Genomic DNA, 17377 nt, shown 5'->3' on the forward strand with positions numbered 1-17377 from the left:
GTGGACGAATATCCCATCATCGACCTGTCCCACCTGCTGCCGGCGGCGCAGGGGCTGGCTCGGCTGCCGGCGGACGAGCGCGTCCAGCGCCTTCGCGCCGACCGCTGGATCGGCTATCCGCGCGCGGTCGAGGCGCTGAACCGGCTGGAAGCCCTTTATGCGTGGCCAAACAAGCAACGCATGCCCAACCTGCTGCTGGTCGGCCCGACCAACAATGGCAAGTCGATGATCGTCGAGAAGTTCCGCCGCACCCACCCGGCCAGCGCCGACGCCGACCAGGAGCACATCCCAGTGTTGGTCGTGCAGATGCCGTCCGAGCCGTCCGTGATCCGCTTCTACGTCGCGCTGCTCGCCGCGATGGGCGCGCCGCTGCGCCCACGCCCACGGTTGCCGGAAATGGAGCAACTGGCTCTGGCACTGCTGCGCAAGGTCGGTGTGCGTATGCTGGTGATCGACGAACTGCACAACGTCCTGGCCGGCAATAGCGTCAACCGCCGGGAATTTCTCAACCTGCTGCGCTTTCTCGGCAACGAGCTGCGCATCCCGCTGGTCGGGGTTGGCACACGCGACGCCTACCTGGCCATTCGTTCGGACGATCAGTTGGAGAACCGGTTCGAGCCGATGCTGCTGCCGGTATGGGAGGCCAACGACGATTGCTGCTCACTGCTGGCCAGCTTCGCGGCTTCGCTCCCGCTGCGGCGACCCTCGTCGATTGCCACGCTGGATATGGCTCGCTACCTGCTCACGCGCAGCGAGGGCACCATCGGCGAACTGGCGCACCTGTTAATGGCGGCGGCTGTCGCTGCCGTGGAAAGTGGTGAGGAAGCGATCAACCATCGCACGCTCAGCATGGCCGACTACACCGGCCCCAGCGAGCGGCGACGACAGTTCGAGCGGGAACTAATGTGAAGCCCGCGCCGCGCTGGCCGCTGCATCCCGCTCCGAAAGAAGGCGAGGCGCTGTCCTCATGGCTCAACCGCGTGGCCCTTTGCTATCACATGGAACTGCCCGAGCTGCTGGAGCACGATCTTGGCCACAGCCAGGTCGATGACCTGGACACCGCGCCACCACTGTCGCTGCTGGCGATGCTTTCCCAGCGGAGCGGGATCGATCCGGACCGGCTGCGCAGCATGAGTTTCGCCGGCTGGGTGCCTTGGCTACTGGATAGTCTTGATGACCAGATTCCAGACGCATTGGAAACCTATGCATTTCAGCTGGCACTGTTGCAAATAGTCGGTGGTGATAAACTTACCATCCCCTTTTGCTGATGGAGCTGCACATGAACCCATTCAAAGGCCGGCATTTTCAGCGTGACATCATTCTGTGGGCCGTACGCTGGTACTGCAAATACGGCATCAGTTACCGTGAGCTGCAGGAGATGCTGGCTGAACGCGGAGTGAATGTCGATCACTCCACGATTTACCGCTGGGTTCAGCGTTATGCGCCTGAAATGGAAAAACGGCTGCGCTGGTACTGGCGTAACCCTTCCGATCTTTGCCCGTGGCACATGGATGAAACCTACGTGAAGGTCAATGGCCGCTGGGCGTATCTGTACCGGGCCGTCGACAGCCGGGGCCGCACTGTCGATTTTTATCTCTCCTCCCGTCGTAACAGCAAAGCTGCATACCGGTTTCTGGGTAAAATCCTCAACAACGTGAAGAAGTGGCAGATCCCGCGATTCATCAACACGGATAAAGCGCCCGCCTATGGTCGCGCGCTTGCTCTGCTCAAACGCGAAGGCCGGTGCCCGTCTGACGTTGAACACCGACAGATTAAGTACCGGAACAACGTGATTGAATGCGATCATGGCAAACTGAAACGGATAATCGACGCCACGCTGGGATTTAAATCCATGAAGACGGCTTACGCCACCATCAAAGGTATTGAGGTGATGCGTGCACTACGCAAAGGCCAGGCCTCAGCATTTTATTATGGTGATCCCCTGGGCGAAATGCGCCTGGTAAGCAGAGTTTTTGAAATGTAAGGCCTTTGAATAAGACAAAAGGCTGCCTCATCGCTAACTTTGCAACAGTGCCCTCTGTCATGGTTGATAAAGTTACCGAAGCTGCCGTTGTGGGTGGCGTGGATACACATAAAGATTTGCACGTTGCCGCTGTCGTAGATCAGAACAATAAAGTCCTTGGGACTCAGTATTTCTCCACAACACGACAAGGTTACCGGCAGATGCTGGCATGGATGACCTCGTTTGGGACATTAAAGCGAATTGGTGTTGAGTGCACAGGTACCTATGGTTCCGGTTTGCTTCGTTATTTTCAGAACGCCGGGTTAGAAGTTCTTGAGGTGACTGCTCCAGACCGGATGGAGCGACGCAAACGGGGTAAAAGTGACACAATTGATGCTGAATGTGCCGCTCATGCAGCATTCTCAGGCATCAGGACAGTTACTCCCAAAACGCGTGATGGCATGATTGAGTCCCTGCGGGTATTAAAAACTTGCCGAAAAACAGCAATATCAGCCCGCAGAGTCGCTCTCCAGATTATCCATTCAAATATTATCTCTGCCCCGGATGAATTACGTGAACAGCTCAGAAATATGACGCGCATGCAGCTCATCAGGACCCTGGGTTCCTGGAGACCTGATGCCAGTGAATACCGCAATGTAACCAACGTTTATCGCATTTCATTAAAGTCCCTTGCCCGACGCTATCTCGAGTTACATGACGAAATCGCTGATCTGGATGTCATGATTGCGGCAATTGTCGACGAGTTGGCACCTGAGCTGATTAAACGTAATGCTATCGGATACGAAAGCGCTTCACAGTTGCTGATCACTGCCGGAGACAATCCTCAACGGTTAAGATCAGAATCAGGATTTGCGGCACTGTGTGGTGTCAGCCCGGTCCCCGTTTCTTCTGGAAAAACGAACCGTTACCGACTTAATCGTGGTGGAGATCGTGCTGCAAATAGTGCACTTCACATCATCGCCATCGGACGCTTACGAACTGACGCAAAAACAAAGGAATATGTCGCCAGGCGTGTAGCCGAAGGACATACAAAAATGGAAGCGATACGCTGTCTAAAGCGATATATCTCCCGCGAAGTTTACACGTTACTGCGCAATCAAAACAGGCGGATCAACAGTATCCCGATAACAGCTTGACTCTTAGAAGGGCGTCCAGGGCAGCCAGTACGGCAGTGACGACTGGCAGCGCTTCTACCGGGCCAATAACCTGGCGCCGAGCATGAGCCGGCGTGGCAACTGCTGGGATAATGCGGTGGCCGAATCGTTCTTCAGTTCGCTGAAAAAAGAACGGATCAGAAAACGCATATATAAAACCAGGGATCTGGCCCGGGCGGATCTTCGATTACATTGAAGTCTTCTATAACCGGTCCCGGCGCCACAGCCACCTCGGCGACGTCAGTCCGGAGGCCTTCGAACAGGCCTCGTCGTGAGGACAGGATTTGTCTACAGGCGTGGGGTCAGTCCAAACTATAGGGCAGGATCGTCTACCGGGGCGGGGTCAGTCCATCAACGGCTCGGAAGTGTCTAGATTATCCGTGGCGATTCACCGGGGCAAACAGGCCGATCAGGAACGACATAAGAAAGTTCTGTATTACCGACAGGTCAAGAAACTGAGCATAAGAGAAACTGCTGAAGCCACCAGTTACAGTACATCTCAGGTCTGCAGGGTTCAGGCCCTGTTCAGGCCTGAAAATTAAGCACATTTTCTGAGGCTGGAAATCAACTCATGCTGACAGCCTGAGCCTGTTGGCATGGTAAGCAATGTGCTCACCAATAAAGCTGGAAATGAAATAATAGCTGTGGTCGTATCCAGTATGATATCGGAACGACGCATTGAGGTTCATCTCATTGCATACTCTCTCAAGGATTTTGGTGCGCAGTTGCTCTTCATAAAAGGCGTCACTCAGCCCCTGATCAATGAAGATTTCTGGTAATTTTTCACCCTGTAAAATGAGGCTGACTGGATCGTAGGCTTCCCACGTTTTTCTGTTTTCACCCAGGTAAGCGCTAAATGCCTGTTGCCCCCATGGCACCTGAGAAGGCGATACTATCGGGGAAAATGCTGATACGCTCACATATTCACCAGGATTTCGCAGAGCCAGCACCAGAGCACCCAGCCCTCCCATAGAATGACCGGATATAGATTTTCTTGCCGTTGCAGGAAAATGATTCATGACGACATCCGGAAGCTCTCTGAGAATATAGTCATACATCCTGTAATGAACATTCCACGGCTGTTCCGTCGCGTTCAGATAAAAACCGGCCCCCTGGCCAAGATCGTAACTGTCGGCATCCGGGACATTATTACCCCGGGGACTGGTATCCGGGACAACAACGATGACGTTATGCCGGGCTGCATAATGCTGCATACCTGATTTGGTGATGAAATTCTGCTCAGTACAGGTCAGGCCCGACAACCAGTATAGTACCGGCAGTTTTTCTGTTACTGCTTTGGGAGGAAGATACACACCGAAATTCATTTCACAATTAAGGGATTGTGAATAATGCCGGTACACGTTTTGCCAGCCGCCAGAGCTGGCATGCTGCTCAATGAGTTCCATCAGCCGTTATCTCATGGTTATTTCCCCTGACCGAAGCCAGGGGAAGTATCTTTAAATCCGGACGTCAGATAAACGTATACGCCGTGATTTTGTTACCCGCCGGATCCCGCAGGTAGGCAGCATAGGCCCCGGGAAGGTGACCACGCGGGCCAGGTTGACCTTCATCAGCTCCACCGGCGGCAAGGCCGGCAGCATGGAAAGCATCAACCTCTTCCGGGGTGGCAGCAGCGAAGCCGACAGTCACCCCGTTAGCGGAAGGTGCTTCACCGTTGCCCGGACGGGCAATGATAAATGCCGGCTTTTCGCGGCCATAGAGTACCCAGCCGTTGCCAAACGGGCCGAGGTTATTGATACCAAGCGTGCCCAGGACGACATCGTAAAATGCGGAGGATTTCTCGACATCGGCTGCGCCAATGAACACATGAGAAAAGATGCCGTCACCAGAAATTACCGGAGTTGTCATTTTCCACTTCCTTCAGTTTGAGTTGATTAAAATTCTGATGGGATCAGTAATGAATCACTGTCCGGATAGATTTGCCTTCATGCATAAGCTCGAAGGCGTCATTGATTTCATCCAGTGTCATCGTATGGGTTACAAATGGCTCAAGGTCAATATCCCCCTTCATGGCATCCTCGACCATACCGGGGAGCTGAGTGCGGCCTTTTACTCCGCCAAACGCGGAACCTTTCCATACGCGCCCGGTGACCAGCTGGAAAGGACGGGTGGAAATCTCCTGTCCGGCCCCTGCGACACCAATGACAACGGACTGCCCCCACCCACGGTGAGCACTTTCCAGCGCTGCACGCATGACGTTAACGTTACCGATACATTCAAAGGTATGGTCAATACCCCACTTGTTGATATCCAGCAGAACATCTTTAATCGGTTTGTCATAATCATTCGGGTTAATGCAGTCAGTGGCCCCGAACTGACGGGCCAGGTCAAATTTTGTCGGATTAGTATCGATAGCGATAATACGTCCCGCTTTTGCCTGACGGGCCCCCTGTACCGCAGCCAGACCAATTGCCCCCAGACCAAAAATGGCAACTGAATCGCCCGGCTGCACTTTAGCCGTGTTATGGACGGCGCCAATACCGGTAGTCACGCCACAACCCAACAGGCAGACGTGTTCATGGTTCGCCTCCGGGTTAATTTTTGCCAGAGAAACCTCGGCCACAACGGTGTATTCACTGAATGTGGAACATCCCATGTAGTGGTAAAGAGGCTGACCGTTGTATGAAAAGCGAGTGGTCCCGTCAGGCATCAGTCCTTTGCCCTGAGTCTCGCGAACCGATACACAGAGGTTCGTTTTACCGGACTGGCAGAATTCACACTCCCCGCATTCAGCGGTGTAGAGCGGAATAACATGGTCACCCGGCTTCACACTGGTGACGCCTTCACCAACTTCAACGACGATACCGGCTCCCTCGTGGCCGAGAACCACCGGGAAAACGCCCTCAGGGTCATTCCCTGAGAGGGTAAAGGCATCGGTATGGCAGACACCTGTGTGGGTGTTTTTAATCAGCACCTCGCCTTTTTTAGGCGGAGCAACATCAATTTCAACAATCTCCAGGGGCTTCCCTGGTGCAAATGCAACAGCGGCACGTGATTTCATACGTAATATATCCTCAATGTAATAATGGCCTCACCTATTTAAGATAGGCACGAACCAGCTCAATCGTATCGTCAACTGATTTACTGACTTCATGACTGTAGCTGTCATTCTGGTCAAAGGTTTCCCGTATGTGGCTCTCCAGCACCTCTGCCATCAGTCCGTTAGCGGCGCCCCGGACGGCGGCGATTTGCTGGAGAACGGAACGGCATTCAGCGCCACTTTCAAGTGCTCTTTCCAGAGCATCAATCTGACCCCGGATACGGCGAACCCGGGTTAGGACCTTTTTTTTCTCTTCAGGAGTACTGGGCATTGCTTACCTCACTGCTCTGTATTTCTTATACTATAGGGGAGTATTACATTAAGATCAACACATACCCCACTATAGTATAATAAATATATCAGAGCACCGGTAATGACTCCAACTTACTGATAGTGTTTTATGTTCAGATAATGCCCGATGACTTTGTCATGCAGCTCCACCGATTTTGAGAACGACAGTGACTTCCTGCCCAGCCTTGCCAGATGCTGCCTCAGATTCAGGTTATGCCGCTCAATGCGCTGCGTATATCGCTTGCTGATAACGTGCAGTTCTCCCTTCAGGCGTGATTCATAAAGCGGCCAGCCATCCGTCATCCATACCACGACCTCAAAGGCCGACAGCAGGCCCAGAAGACGCTCCAGCGTGACCAACGTGCGTTCACCGAATACGTGCGCCACAACCGTCCTCCGTATCCTGTCATACGCGTAAAACAACCAGCGCTGGCGTGATTTAGCGCCGACGTAACCCCACTGTTCGTCCATTTCCGCGCAAACAATGACGTCACTGCCCGGTTGTATGCGTGAGTTTACCGACTGCGGCCTGAGTTTTTTAAGTGTCGTAAAATCGTGTTGAGGCCAACGCCCATAATGCGTGCACTGGCGCGACATCCGACGCCATTCATGGCCATATCAATAATTTTCTGGTGTGTACCGGGCTGAGAGACGGTGTAAGTGAACTGTAGCTGCCATGTTTTACGGCAGTGAGAGCAGAGATAGCGCTGATGTCCGGCAGTACTTTTACCGTTACGCACCACGCCTTCAGTAGCTGAACAGGAGGGACAGCTGATAGAAACAGAAGCCACTGGAGCACCTCAAAAACACCATCATACACTAAATCAGTAAGTTGGCACCATTACCCGAATTACCAGCGTCTGCTCTTGGCACGGAGCGGACCTATTTACTGAGCCGAAGGTCCGCTCAGACTAACTCATTAAAGCCTGGTTGTTTTATCGCATCATCAGCCGTGTTCTGAAGCATTAGCTATGTATCTTCAGGGATGCTGATTTTCCCTCTGCACCAGATAAACCAGAATACAGTTTGATGTCGGTCAAAAAAGACAGCTTTAAGTGCATGAAATGAATAATGTTTCTTGAATGCTGGCAAAGCACTGGGATAGTAGTGTTGATTATTAGACGATCGGTCAATATTATTTATTGACGACTTAATGACTGAACGGTAAACGCCCGGACAAACGAGGTGAACGTGTTTAAATCTTTATTAATCAACAAAACAGATGGACGCTATAGTGCGCAACTTGCTGAAATCGCTGAAAGTGAACTACCGCAGGGGGATGTGGAGGTCAATGTTGACTATTCATCCATCAACTACAAAGACGCACTGGCCATTACGGGCCGGGGCCCAATCGTCCGACGCTTTCCCATGGTGCCCGGCATTGATTTTACCGGTACAGTGTCCGCCAGTTCACATCCCGAATATCAGGCCGGAGATAAGGTTCTCCTGACCGGCTGGGGTGTTGGGGAAAAACACTGGGGCGGACTATCCGAAAAAGCACGGGTAAATGGAGACTGGCTGACGCCGCTCCCGGCTGGCGCTAACGGCAAACACGTAATGGCAATCGGAACAGCTGGGTTTACCGCGATGCTGTGCGTAGACGCACTTCTGAATCATGGTATTAAGCCTGAAGATGGTCCGGTACTTGTTACCGGTGCCAGCGGCGGCGTCGGGAGCATTGCGGCCATGATCCTTGCATCAATGGGGTACCGCGTTACGGCGTCTACTGGACGCCCGGAAGAGGCTGCCTGGCTCTATAAAACGGTCGGTGTGGACGAGATTATTAACCGTTCCGAGCTCTCCTGTCCCGGAAAACCGTTACAGAAAGAACGCTGGGCTGCCGCCATTGATACAGTCGGTAGCCATACGCTCTGCAATGTATGCGCCGGGGTGCGTTATGGCAGTATTGTTGCAGCCTGCGGCATGGCACAGGGGATGGAACTAATGGGGAATGTGGCTCCGTTTATCCTGCGTGGCGTCACGCTGAAAGGGATTGACAGTGTCATGTTCGCGAAGGAAAAAAGAGCGGCGATCTGGCAGCAGGCGGTACAGTATTTACCGGAGTCCAGACTGGATAGCCTGACCACCGTTTATCCGCTGAGTGATGCCATCAATGTGGCCGAAAAACTTCTGAGTGGCGGAATTCGTGGCCGGGCAGTAATTCAGTGTAGCTAATGAAGTGGAAGCCAGGCTCAGCCTGGGTTTGATAATTATTATCAGGGGCTGCGGCCCCTTTTTTACTTTTCAACAGCCGTGTCCTTAGAGGGCTGATAGCGTACTGACTTTTTGAAATAGCTCCAGAAGTCGTACACAGGCTGGGTTGAGCAATAAAGTTTGGCACGCATTACGGCACCCTCCCAACTGCTCCAGAAAATGGCCGCCAGTTGCGTATTATTCATATCGGAACGGATTTCGCCCGAAGATAACGCGTCGGACAGACAGCACGCCACAAGCGCCTGCCAGCGCTCAAGTATTTCGTGGAGCTGTTTGATAAAGGACAGTGGAAGACCCGGACTCTCCTGCATCATATTGCCAACCAGACAGCCCCGGGTGAAATTGTACTTTTTAATGCCGTCGCAGGCATCGTCGATGAAATTTTCCAGACGCATCATTGGTGTGAAGGATGATTCATACAGATGTTTTTGGAGTTTATGCACAAAGAAACTGTCATAGGCGCTCAGAACAGTCTGGGCATACTCTTCTTTGCTCTTGAAATAGTAATAAAATGAGCCTTTAGGAACACTGGCATTTTTGACAATGGCATCGACTCCCGTTGAAAGAAAACCATTCTGCGTGAGCAGTTCAAGCCCGCTTCGGATCAGGTCATTACGGGTATCTGTATAGGTACTCTCTGTTTTTCGTGGCCTGCCTCGCCCACGAATTTCGCCAGTCATGACTTTGCTCCTGCATTTTATTAACGGAAAAGAATAAGTGATTTTGCGCGGAGGCTTCAATCAGTTTATCCCCGGCGGTGACGAGGTGGCCACCTATGCCGACTGGACAGGGGACTGACTATTGCCATAACGCCATCGCAGGTTGCTTCAGTAAACCTGCTAATCCCGTACAATGGCGAATTCGCTATATCCGCTTCTCGCACTTAGCTGCCATAAATCGGCCAGGCAATCACAGGTCATTTTGTCTCGCAAAGAAGGTGCCGTTTCTGCTTTGCGTTGACACCCCTAAATATTAGAATTAAAAGGAGAGAGTTACTGGAAAAAGGCAGCGGAGGCAGTGACAATCGTGGCTTGAAGCCACTACTCGATGGATGCGGACATGTAGTTGGCGTCATTCGACAAAACTAGCAAACTTCTAATAGTCACCATTTCTCCCGTCTGGCGGGAGTGCTGTCAAATGCCCCCCTCATCTCTGTGTGGGAAATGAAGGGTGAAGGGGAAATAGATGACAGCGTTATTTCTACGCCCAGAATACTGAATACCTTGTACAGACGATCAATACTGGCGCTAGCAGGGTTTGCTTCCAGGCGGGCATAGGTTTGCTGCGTTACGCCAAGCCTCTCAGACACATCTTTTTGCGTGAAGCCCTTGATTTTGCGAAACCCGATTAGCACAGGTCTGAGCTGGTTCAGCGTTTTTATCGGGAACTGATTATTCATAAGTGACCTGCCTCGCAGACTGAGTAGGGAGTACCGCCCTGTAATACAGCAGGTAAGGTGTATTTTGTGTTATACAGACTATAGGCTGTAAAACCTTTATTGAAAAGATGCTGATGTTCCAGGGGCATGCCGAGCATGGACGATTTTCTGCGGGGCGGTATTTCGCTACGGGGGAGATTGCGTTCGGGCAATGTACCGGTGTAAAAAACGTCAATTTTTCAAAACCGCTGTTATCGGGATAAGCTGAAAACTCCGAAGGCAGACACAGCCACGAATAATGTCAGACTTAAACTCTGTAGCTGTCTTCTTTTGCCTGTAAATAACGTCTAGTTTGACTCTGATGAAGGCTGTACCAGGCAGAGAACATGTCACTCTCGGGGCCGGATGATAAAATGTGTTCAACTGGCTGGGCAGGGTAATAGCGAAGAACGTTCTCTGAAATTCGATTCAGCTCAGCGTAACGTGCGCTGTAGGTATGTATAATCCATTGCATCAATTTTGCATCCGTATTATTCGCAGATTACACACAAGAAGCTTAACAATGGCTGAAAGAGTGAGCAGGGATATGTAACAAAAACAAGGGCTTCAAGATGAACTGGATAAAACCGGAGCAGAGCAAGCCCTGTTCCGGTTTGTCAGGCTTTGGAATTTCTTCCAGGCCCCTGCAGCTAGTCACAACAAACACATTAATGTTTTCATTGCTTCAATTCAATATTATTGTGTGAAAGGGATTCCATCGAAATCGGCTTATGCATGCTTAAAACTAAACTGCCCCGGCTGCAGTCATTTGGTTGCTGTGGGCTCTGTACTGTGTCTAATAGTGAAAGAATCTTACGTTATAACGAAGGAAATTGCTGAATGACTCTACGATTGCAGACGGAATCACCCGCTGACCAGGATATGTTTAGAGGCAGCAGTCATGAAAAAGTTGCAGAGAATGTGGCTCAGATCATCAGGACACCTGATGTCAATATTATTGGTCTGGAAGGTGAGCTGGGTTCAGGTAAGTGAATCGCCACAGGTTTAACAGACACCTCAGAGTCATTTAAGATGACTTAAAGAGAGGTGCCCATGAGCGGTAAGCGTTATCCTGAAGAGTTTAAAATTGAAGCAGTCAAACAGGTTGTTGATCGCGGTTATTCTGTTGCCAGCGTTGCAACGCGTCTCGATATCACCACCCACAGCCTTTACGCCTGGATAAAGAACTACGGTCCGGATTCTTCCACTAATAAAGAACAGTCAGATGCTCAGGCCGAGATCCGCCGTCTTCAGAAAGAGCTGAAGCGGGTTACCGACGAACGGGACATATTAAAAAAAGCCGCTGTAGATTCAATCTGTCAATGCAACACCCCTTTCAATTATCTCTTTCGGTGTTTTGAACTTCAGTGTCTTTCTCGGTCTGTTGTTTAGCTGAGCAGCAACCAGATCTAGTTCATGTTGAGTATATTGGGCAAGACATGTCTTTTTAGGAAAGTACTGCCGAATTAGCCCATTTGTGTTCTCATTTGTTCCCCGCTGCCAAGGACTCTGAGGATCGCAGAAGTAAACTTTAACGCCGGTGCTGACAGTAAATTCTAGATGTCTGGCCAGTTCCATTCCTCTGTCCCATGTCAGTGATTTTCTGAGTTCTGACGGTAAACTCAGGAATTTGTCGGTAAGAGCCTGATTTACTGAGACAGAATCTTTGCCCCTGAGTCTGAGGATGATCGTATAACGTGATTTTCGGTCTACAAGTGTGGCTATATGAGAGTTTTTTGTACCTGAGACTAAATCGCCCTCCCAATGCCCCAGAGAGCGTCTGTTATCGATATTTCGGGAACGTTCGTGAATTGGTGTTCCGTTCACTATGTTAATCGTACCTCTTTCGCCTTTGCGGGTATGACGCCTGCCATGGCGAAGGCTATGCGACCGTCGCAGATGCTGTATATTCAGGTGGTGTAGCGCTTCACGGCTACGAAAGTACAGCGTTTTATAAATTGTCTCAGGTGATATTCGCAGCGTTTTTTGACGTGGTTTTGTTCGCCTTAACCATCCTGATATTTGCTCTGGAGACCATTTCATCTCCAGCTTTTCCAGAACAAGCTTTCGCAATGGTAAATTTTGATCCAGTAAGCACGGTTTTGGCCTTTTCGCCATTCTGTTGGCTCGGTTATTAGCATCAACAGCTTTGTAATAGCGTCTGCCCCGATTACGCTGAACTTCACGTGAGATCGTCGAAGGACTGCGATTCAGCGCAGTAGCTATCGCACGAATGCTCATTTTGGCTGACAAACCAGCTCGTATCTCCTCGCGCTCAGACAGTGTCAGGTGAGCTACAGCCCGCTTACGCTCATGGGGTTTTATGCCGCCAGTATCCCTTAACATAGTGAAGATCGTTCCGGGTTTTGAACCCAGGATATTCGCTATTTCACTGAAGCCTGTTCCGTTCTTCCATAGTTCAAAAACAGAGGCTTTTTCCTCTGCTGTAAATGTTCGTCTCATTCAAAAAACCTCCGCAACCCCATGTTTTCACATAACTGTTGCGTTGACCAATTGAATCTACAGCGGCGTACTTCGCAAAGCTGTCCGACTGAGGTACGCCTTTATTCGTGACAACACCTATTGCTGGCCTGTTCGCCTGCTCTGTCGGGTGCTGGATGAACATCCCAGTGGTTTTTACGCCTGGCTTCAGCAGCCGCATTCACAACGCCATCAGGCAGACCTGAGACTGACAGGACAGATTAAACAGTTCTGGCTGGAATCGGGATGCGTCTATGGTTATCGCAAAATCCATCTGGATCTGCGGGACAGCGGGCAACAGTGCGGAGTGAACAGAGTCTGGCGACTGATGAAACGTGTCGGGATAAAGGCTCAGGTCGGATACCGGAGCCCGAGGGCATGTAAAGGCGAGGCCAGTATCGTGTCGCCCAACAAGCTCCAGCGACAGTTCAATCCGGATGCTCCGGATGAGCGTTGGGTAATCACAGCGTGGTTTCCTCAAACCCTCGCTGTGAATTAACTGAAATACTTCATTGAAGCTGTAACCAAACAGTTAACTGAAAGAATGAGCCCGCAGAGCATTGCACAGCGATGACACCATTTGTTGAGCTTCACCGTTTTCGCATACAACCGTCCGGAATTTGGAAAAGCACTGTCTTTTTGTACTGACCGATCATGATTAAGTGACACCTCTTCGAAAAAGAGAGCGCGATGAGCGATTAATATATGGCTCGAAAGACAATTATGTTGGGCTTTTATGACCGCTGTCAGAGGTATTATCTTACCCGGACGGCAACAGGGTCGGAATGTCATCAGCGGCACTGTAACAAGCTATCCGCCATCTTAAATATCTGCAGGTCCTTGCACCGAGTATGCACACCAACCGACAGAGTGATTTGACCCAAACTGGTGGATATTTTGCAAAACTATTAGCCTCTTATGACCGGTCTGCAGCCTGATATTGAGGAATTAGTGCGCTTTCATGGAATGCCTGCCGGGATCGCAAGTACGAACCCCCGGTACTGTTACACTGAATGTGCTCAGTCCTGTATCAGATTGTATTTTTCAGCAACTCAAGAACAACCCTTATTTTATCATTGTCACGTTTGTAGTACGTCCAGGGACCGATGCGCTGAGAAGTAACAAGTTGTGCCCGTTGAAGAGCTGAGAGGTAAAGAGAAACGGTAGACTGTGAGAGCCCGACCTTTTCCTGAATGATACTGACACACACACCGAACTCGTCCGCATCAGCATAAGGCTGATGGAAGTGTATTTTCGGTTCCTTGAGCATATGCAGAATTTTTCTTCTAACAGGGTTTCCCAGCGCCTTAATCACGTCATTCAAATCAATATCAGGCATAAACTCTGTCACTTGTCGCATTGAGGAATTGCAATGTTACGATACTTCTCTACGTTAAGCATCAGCTTTTGAAAAGCTGATGCTCATAAGAATGGTTAGCCAAAGGCGGGATAATCTGTGTAGCCTTTTGCCGTTCCACCATACATGGTTGTTGGATCGACCGGATTCAGTGGCCATTCATGATAAAGGCGCTGCGGTAAATCCGGATTAGCTATGAACGGGCGGCCAAATCCGATAATGTCTCCCCAGCCAGCACCGATAATCCGTTCGGCTTTTTCTTGCGTATATCGCCCGGCATACATAATTACACCGCTGAATAACTTACGGACTTCAGCTCTGAATGCTTCAGGCAATTCGGGAGCATCATCCCAGTCGGCTTCAGCAAGAGAAATATAGGCTATTCCGATTTCTTCAAGAATTTTAACGGCTTCGGTATAGGTTTCATGGGGATCATCTTCCACCAAGCCAAGATAGACCCTTACTTCATCCGTGGTCTGAAAGAGCGGAGCAAAACGGACTCCCACACGGTCTTTACCGACCACATCAGCGACAGCCTGCGTCACTTCGCGCAGAAACCGCAGCCGGTTATGTAATGAGCCACCATATTCATCCTCTCTTTTGTTGCTATGGGATGACATGAACTGGTTAACCAGGTATCCATTTGCACAGTGAATTTCCACACCGTCAAAACCGGCATCAAGGGCGTTCTGAGCTGCCCCGGCGTACATCCTGACAATCTCACTAATTTCCTCTTTTTCCAGTGCGCGGGGGCAGGAAGCGGTAGCCAGCGCACCCTCTCCCGGCCCGGTTTCGATGAATACCTTAACGTTTTCCCCTGCCGGTATCGCCGACGGAGCGACAGGCGAGGCGTTACATGGCTGCAGGGAGTTATGGGATACTCTTCCGACATGCCAGAGCTGGGCAAAAATGATGCCTTCTTTTTCATGCACTGCCCGCGTCACTTTCTTCCAGCCTTCCACTTGCCGTGAGCTGTAGATCCCCGGGGTCCACGCATAACCCTGCCCACGAGGTTCGATTTGTGTTCCTTCGGTCACCATAAACCCGGCACTGCTGCGCTGTGCGTAATATTCAGCCATCAGTTCGTTCGGAATATCACCCGGTTGTGAGCTCCGTGAGCGGGTTAAAGGCGGAAGTACAACACGATTCTTCAGGGTGTAGGGACCTAGTCTGGTGGGAGAGAACAGGTTTTTCGTCTTCATTACATATCCTGATATAGCGAATTTTCAATATCACTGAAACGCCATGTCTCAGCATTTACGACCTGGCATGTCGTCGTTCGGCCGATGTAGCCGCAGAACCACGACACTTTATTCCACATATTGAGATTTATCAATATCTAGATTTATAAAAATTATGATCGGATGAGCGGAACGGGGGAGTTGCCTGATGGCTCACAGAATCGGCATCATGAACCTAAATGGTTCTGATAATGTTATCGGAGATCCTGAACGGGAACGGTATGCGTCACGATTTTAATGACTATGTTGCATTCATGGCAGTAGCACAGGAGTGCAGTTTTTCACGGGCTGCTGTCCGCCTCGGGATCTCGGCATCCACGCTTTCACACACGATACGTCGTCTCGAGGAGCGCGTTGGCATGCCGTTACTTATGCGTACAACCAGGCGGGTGGCTGTCACCGAAGCCGGTAAACAATTATTACTGACGCTTGAACCCGGTCTTGCGCGCATTGAAGCGGGCGTGACAGCTCTTCAGAGACTGCGCCATACACCGGCTGGGCTGGTCAGACTTACGGTATCAGATCACATGATTCATGAATGTCTCTGGCCACGATTGTCACCGTTACTAAAAAAATATTCGGATATCAAGGTGGAAATGTCGCAGCAGAACGGTTTTGTCGACATTGTTGAGGGCAATTTTGATGCCGGAGTCCGAATTGGTGATGACATATTAAAGGATATGGTGGCCGTCCGAATCGCACCGGACATACGGTTTGTCGTCATTGGATCGTCCACCTATCTTGCAGAAAGAGGTCTGCCGCTACATCCCTCTCAGCTGGAAAAACATGACTGCATCAATATACGTCTGTCACCCACAGGCCCGCTGTATGGCTGGGAATTTGTCAGGCAGGGGGAGATTGTGAAAAAAGTGGACGGGCAGCTTACTTTTTCAAGCATTTATCCAATGCTTCAGGCAGTAAAAGATGGCTACGGCCTGGCCTACCTGCCGGAGTCTTCTGCCCTGGCGGGGATTGAGGCGGGACACTATTGTCGGGTGCTTGAGGACTGGTCAGAGGCTTTTCCCGCCGACATGATAATTCCAATAATGTCCATTACAGGCTCCGGTAAAGATAATACCGACACCTTACATGAGAAAGGCAAAAGCAATATAACCTGCTGTGCTCCGGATTTTAAGAATGAGCGGTTTACGTAGCAGGATGAGCAGTTCGAACCAGAAATTTCGTTACTATTGCTAAAGTAAAACCTGATGACCTCTAATCGTAACGGAGACCAATATGACTTCACAACTGAACTGGCAGGCCCCGGCTATCAATCGCAAAAAAGTAGGTGACATGACTGTGACCATGCTGAGTGATGGCTATCTGGACGTATCTTTTGAGCTGCTGTCTGGTATTGACGGCTCACGTGCCGAGGATTTACTGCAGAAGCGCGGTGTGCCAGCAGTACCCCGTATTAATATCAACGTCTACGTTATCCAGACGCCTGAGCGAACCATCCTGATTGACAGTGGTGCCGGAGGTATCAATGGCTGGGGCGGTCGGCTTCAGGTAGCCCTGGCCGCGGCAGGCATTGACCCGCTTCAGATTGATACCCTTCTCCTGACTCACGCGCATCCTGACCATATCGGCGGGCTTGCAGGCCCCCTGCAGACTCCCGTTTTCCGCAATGTTCAGCAGTTGTTTGTGCATGAGAAAGAACTCGCTTTCTGGCGTGATGAAACCATTTCCGCTGGCGCGCCTGACGCATTCAAGCCGTTCTTTGAAGTAGCAAGGAACGCCTTCAGCGCTTATGACGACAAACTGGTGCCATTCCGCGAGGAAGCGATTTTACCAGGTATTCAGACTGTACCGCTGTTCGGCCATACACCAGGACATACCGGTTATCTGCTGGGTGATGAAAAAGAGTCGCTGCTCATCTGGGGTGATATTGTTCACTTCCCGCACATTCAGGTTGCTCAGCCTGACGTTACTATCGCGTTCGACAGCGATCCTGCGGCGGCGGCGGCCATCCGTAGCAAAGTGCTTGACCGCGCAGCGAGCGATAACCTGGCTGTCAGTGGTATGCACTTCAACCTGCCTACTACCGGTAAGGTTATCCGTGAAGGTAACAGCTTCGCACTGAATTACGACCTGTGGTCACCCGCAGTCTGATCACCTTCCTTCCCGGTGCACACAATAGTGACCGGGAAGATCCCCTTTCATATCGCCCGACAAGA

The 17377-nt window shown here is 50.8% G+C and carries 17 protein-coding genes and 5 pseudogenes; 12 read left to right on the top strand and 10 right to left on the bottom strand.

The window, feature by feature from the left end; all coding sequences use genetic code 11:
* From ACQ0PY_RS20185 to ACQ0PY_RS20210, 6 genes and pseudogenes are all read left to right on the top strand, one after another.
* On the top strand, positions 1-909 hold the full coding sequence (locus tag ACQ0PY_RS20185) for a TniB family NTP-binding protein (RefSeq protein WP_085397603.1): 909 nt from the start codon (positions 1-3) through the stop codon (positions 907-909).
* Positions 906-1226, top strand: a pseudogene (locus ACQ0PY_RS20190) (TniQ family protein); the annotation flags it as partial. The gene ACQ0PY_RS20185 and the pseudogene ACQ0PY_RS20190, both read left to right, overlap by 4 nt.
* 53 nt (positions 1227-1279) lie before the next feature.
* Positions 1280-1984: an IS6-like element IS26 family transposase gene (locus ACQ0PY_RS20195; protein WP_001067848.1), complete on the top strand. Its 705-nt coding sequence runs from the start codon at positions 1280-1282 to the stop codon at positions 1982-1984.
* A gap of 59 nt (positions 1985-2043) precedes the next feature.
* Positions 2044-3120: an IS110 family RNA-guided transposase gene (locus tag ACQ0PY_RS20200; protein WP_000227969.1), complete on the top strand. Its 1077-nt coding sequence runs from the start codon at positions 2044-2046 to the stop codon at positions 3118-3120.
* 16 nt (positions 3121-3136) lie between these two features.
* A pseudogene (locus ACQ0PY_RS20205) lies at positions 3137-3413 on the top strand (IS3 family transposase); the annotation flags it as partial.
* A 114-nt stretch (positions 3414-3527) separates the two neighbouring features.
* Positions 3528-3680: pseudogene (locus tag ACQ0PY_RS20210) on the top strand (recombinase family protein); the annotation flags it as partial.
* A 27-nt stretch (positions 3681-3707) separates the two neighbouring features.
* On the opposite strand, the gene fghA reads toward ACQ0PY_RS20210, so the two are convergent.
* From fghA to ACQ0PY_RS20235, 5 genes are all read right to left on the bottom strand, one after another.
* A complete protein-coding gene (gene fghA, locus ACQ0PY_RS20215) occupies positions 3708-4544 on the bottom strand; it encodes an S-formylglutathione hydrolase (protein WP_012561110.1) in 837 nt (278 codons plus the stop codon).
* A gap of 64 nt (positions 4545-4608) precedes the next feature.
* Complete coding sequence (locus ACQ0PY_RS20220; protein ID WP_012561111.1) at positions 4609-5007, bottom strand: VOC family protein; 399 nt, start codon at positions 5005-5007, stop codon at positions 4609-4611.
* 43 nt (positions 5008-5050) lie between these two features.
* Positions 5051-6160, bottom strand: a complete 1110-nt coding sequence (gene frmA / locus ACQ0PY_RS20225) for an S-(hydroxymethyl)glutathione dehydrogenase (RefSeq protein WP_017384070.1) — start codon at positions 6158-6160, stop codon at positions 5051-5053.
* 34 nt (positions 6161-6194) lie between these two features.
* A complete protein-coding gene (gene frmR, locus ACQ0PY_RS20230; protein ID WP_017384071.1) occupies positions 6195-6470 on the bottom strand; it encodes a formaldehyde-responsive transcriptional repressor FrmR in 276 nt (91 codons plus the stop codon).
* A 113-nt stretch (positions 6471-6583) separates the two neighbouring features.
* Positions 6584-7281 (bottom strand): IS1 family transposase gene (locus ACQ0PY_RS20235; RefSeq protein ID WP_223195083.1). Its coding sequence is split into 2 segments (ribosomal slippage): positions 6584-7032 and positions 7032-7281, totalling 699 coding nucleotides; the frame shifts between segments, so codons are not numbered across the junction.
* 400 nt (positions 7282-7681) lie between these two features.
* On the opposite strand from ACQ0PY_RS20235, the gene acuI reads away from it, so the two are divergent.
* A complete protein-coding gene (gene acuI, locus ACQ0PY_RS20240; RefSeq protein WP_023280857.1) occupies positions 7682-8665 on the top strand; it encodes an acrylyl-CoA reductase (NADPH) in 984 nt (327 codons plus the stop codon).
* Between the two features lie 62 nt (positions 8666-8727).
* Here acuI and acuR read toward each other — a convergent pair whose 3' ends face one another.
* Together acuR and ACQ0PY_RS20250 are read right to left on the bottom strand one after the other, a co-directional pair.
* The gene (gene acuR / locus ACQ0PY_RS20245; RefSeq protein ID WP_023280966.1) at positions 8728-9384 is read right to left on the bottom strand and encodes an acrylate utilization transcriptional regulator AcuR; all 657 of its coding nucleotides are present in this window, start codon (positions 9382-9384) and stop codon (positions 8728-8730) included.
* 422 nt (positions 9385-9806) lie between these two features.
* Positions 9807-10103 carry a helix-turn-helix transcriptional regulator gene (locus tag ACQ0PY_RS20250; protein WP_017384073.1) on the bottom strand — a complete coding sequence of 99 codons (297 nt, stop codon included), beginning with the start codon at positions 10101-10103 and terminating at the stop codon, positions 9807-9809.
* A gap of 858 nt (positions 10104-10961) precedes the next feature.
* Here ACQ0PY_RS20250 and ACQ0PY_RS20255 point away from each other — a divergent pair.
* Both ACQ0PY_RS20255 and ACQ0PY_RS20260 read left to right on the top strand, forming a co-directional pair.
* On the top strand, positions 10962-11114 hold the full coding sequence (locus ACQ0PY_RS20255) for a tRNA (adenosine(37)-N6)-threonylcarbamoyltransferase complex ATPase subunit type 1 TsaE (RefSeq protein ID WP_139156019.1): 153 nt from the start codon (positions 10962-10964) through the stop codon (positions 11112-11114).
* A 60-nt stretch (positions 11115-11174) separates the two neighbouring features.
* Positions 11175-11423: pseudogene (locus ACQ0PY_RS20260) on the top strand (transposase); the annotation flags it as partial.
* Between the two features lie 9 nt (positions 11424-11432).
* Here the strand turns inward: ACQ0PY_RS20260 and ACQ0PY_RS20265 are convergent.
* The gene (locus ACQ0PY_RS20265) at positions 11433-12584 is read right to left on the bottom strand and encodes an IS30-like element IS30 family transposase (protein WP_001254932.1); all 1152 of its coding nucleotides are present in this window, start codon (positions 12582-12584) and stop codon (positions 11433-11435) included.
* A 64-nt stretch (positions 12585-12648) separates the two neighbouring features.
* On the opposite strand from ACQ0PY_RS20265, the pseudogene ACQ0PY_RS20270 reads away from it, so the two are divergent.
* Positions 12649-13086, top strand: a pseudogene (locus ACQ0PY_RS20270) (IS3 family transposase); the annotation flags it as partial.
* Between the two features lie 546 nt (positions 13087-13632).
* On the opposite strand, the gene ACQ0PY_RS20275 reads toward ACQ0PY_RS20270, so the two are convergent.
* The gene (locus ACQ0PY_RS20275; RefSeq protein ID WP_032415288.1) at positions 13633-13941 is read right to left on the bottom strand and encodes an ArsR/SmtB family transcription factor; all 309 of its coding nucleotides are present in this window, start codon (positions 13939-13941) and stop codon (positions 13633-13635) included.
* A gap of 95 nt (positions 13942-14036) precedes the next feature.
* Positions 14037-15161 carry an alkene reductase gene (locus tag ACQ0PY_RS20280; RefSeq protein WP_023279877.1) on the bottom strand — a complete coding sequence of 375 codons (1125 nt, stop codon included), beginning with the start codon at positions 15159-15161 and terminating at the stop codon, positions 14037-14039.
* A gap of 260 nt (positions 15162-15421) precedes the next feature.
* Here ACQ0PY_RS20280 and ACQ0PY_RS20285 point away from each other — a divergent pair, with 260 nt between their 5' ends.
* Complete coding sequence (locus ACQ0PY_RS20285) at positions 15422-16354, top strand: LysR family transcriptional regulator (RefSeq protein ID WP_158002126.1); 933 nt, start codon at positions 15422-15424, stop codon at positions 16352-16354.
* Between the two features lie 82 nt (positions 16355-16436).
* The gene (locus ACQ0PY_RS20290; RefSeq protein ID WP_017384065.1) at positions 16437-17312 is read left to right on the top strand and encodes an MBL fold metallo-hydrolase; all 876 of its coding nucleotides are present in this window, start codon (positions 16437-16439) and stop codon (positions 17310-17312) included.
* Positions 17313-17377: the final 65 nt, after the last annotated feature.

This window comes from Citrobacter sp. LST-B2, from assembly GCF_057983045.1.

What these genes read in the sequence shown, in the direction of transcription:
- ACQ0PY_RS20285 (WP_158002126.1), top strand. Translation starts at nt 15,422, where the DNA reads ATGCGTCACGATTTTAATGACTATGTTGCATTCATGGCAGTAGCACAG.
- ACQ0PY_RS20200 (WP_000227969.1), top strand. Translation starts at nt 2,044, where the DNA reads ATGGTTGATAAAGTTACCGAAGCTGCCGTTGTGGGTGGCGTGGATACA.
- frmR (WP_017384071.1), bottom strand. Translation starts at nt 6,470, where the DNA reads ATGCCCAGTACTCCTGAAGAGAAAAAAAAGGTCCTAACCCGGGTTCGC.
- ACQ0PY_RS20265 (WP_001254932.1), bottom strand. Translation starts at nt 12,584, where the DNA reads ATGAGACGAACATTTACAGCAGAGGAAAAAGCCTCTGTTTTTGAACTA.
- frmA (WP_017384070.1), bottom strand. Translation starts at nt 6,160, where the DNA reads ATGAAATCACGTGCCGCTGTTGCATTTGCACCAGGGAAGCCCCTGGAG.
- ACQ0PY_RS20250 (WP_017384073.1), bottom strand. Translation starts at nt 10,103, where the DNA reads ATGAATAATCAGTTCCCGATAAAAACGCTGAACCAGCTCAGACCTGTG.
- ACQ0PY_RS20280 (WP_023279877.1), bottom strand. Translation starts at nt 15,161, where the DNA reads ATGAAGACGAAAAACCTGTTCTCTCCCACCAGACTAGGTCCCTACACC.
- ACQ0PY_RS20290 (WP_017384065.1), top strand. Translation starts at nt 16,437, where the DNA reads ATGACTTCACAACTGAACTGGCAGGCCCCGGCTATCAATCGCAAAAAA.
- fghA (WP_012561110.1), bottom strand. Translation starts at nt 4,544, where the DNA reads ATGGAACTCATTGAGCAGCATGCCAGCTCTGGCGGCTGGCAAAACGTG.
- ACQ0PY_RS20275 (WP_032415288.1), bottom strand. Translation starts at nt 13,941, where the DNA reads ATGCCTGATATTGATTTGAATGACGTGATTAAGGCGCTGGGAAACCCT.
- ACQ0PY_RS20255 (WP_139156019.1), top strand. Translation starts at nt 10,962, where the DNA reads ATGACTCTACGATTGCAGACGGAATCACCCGCTGACCAGGATATGTTT.
- ACQ0PY_RS20220 (WP_012561111.1), bottom strand. Translation starts at nt 5,007, where the DNA reads ATGACAACTCCGGTAATTTCTGGTGACGGCATCTTTTCTCATGTGTTC.
- acuR (WP_023280966.1), bottom strand. Translation starts at nt 9,384, where the DNA reads ATGACTGGCGAAATTCGTGGGCGAGGCAGGCCACGAAAAACAGAGAGT.
- ACQ0PY_RS20195 (WP_001067848.1), top strand. Translation starts at nt 1,280, where the DNA reads ATGAACCCATTCAAAGGCCGGCATTTTCAGCGTGACATCATTCTGTGG.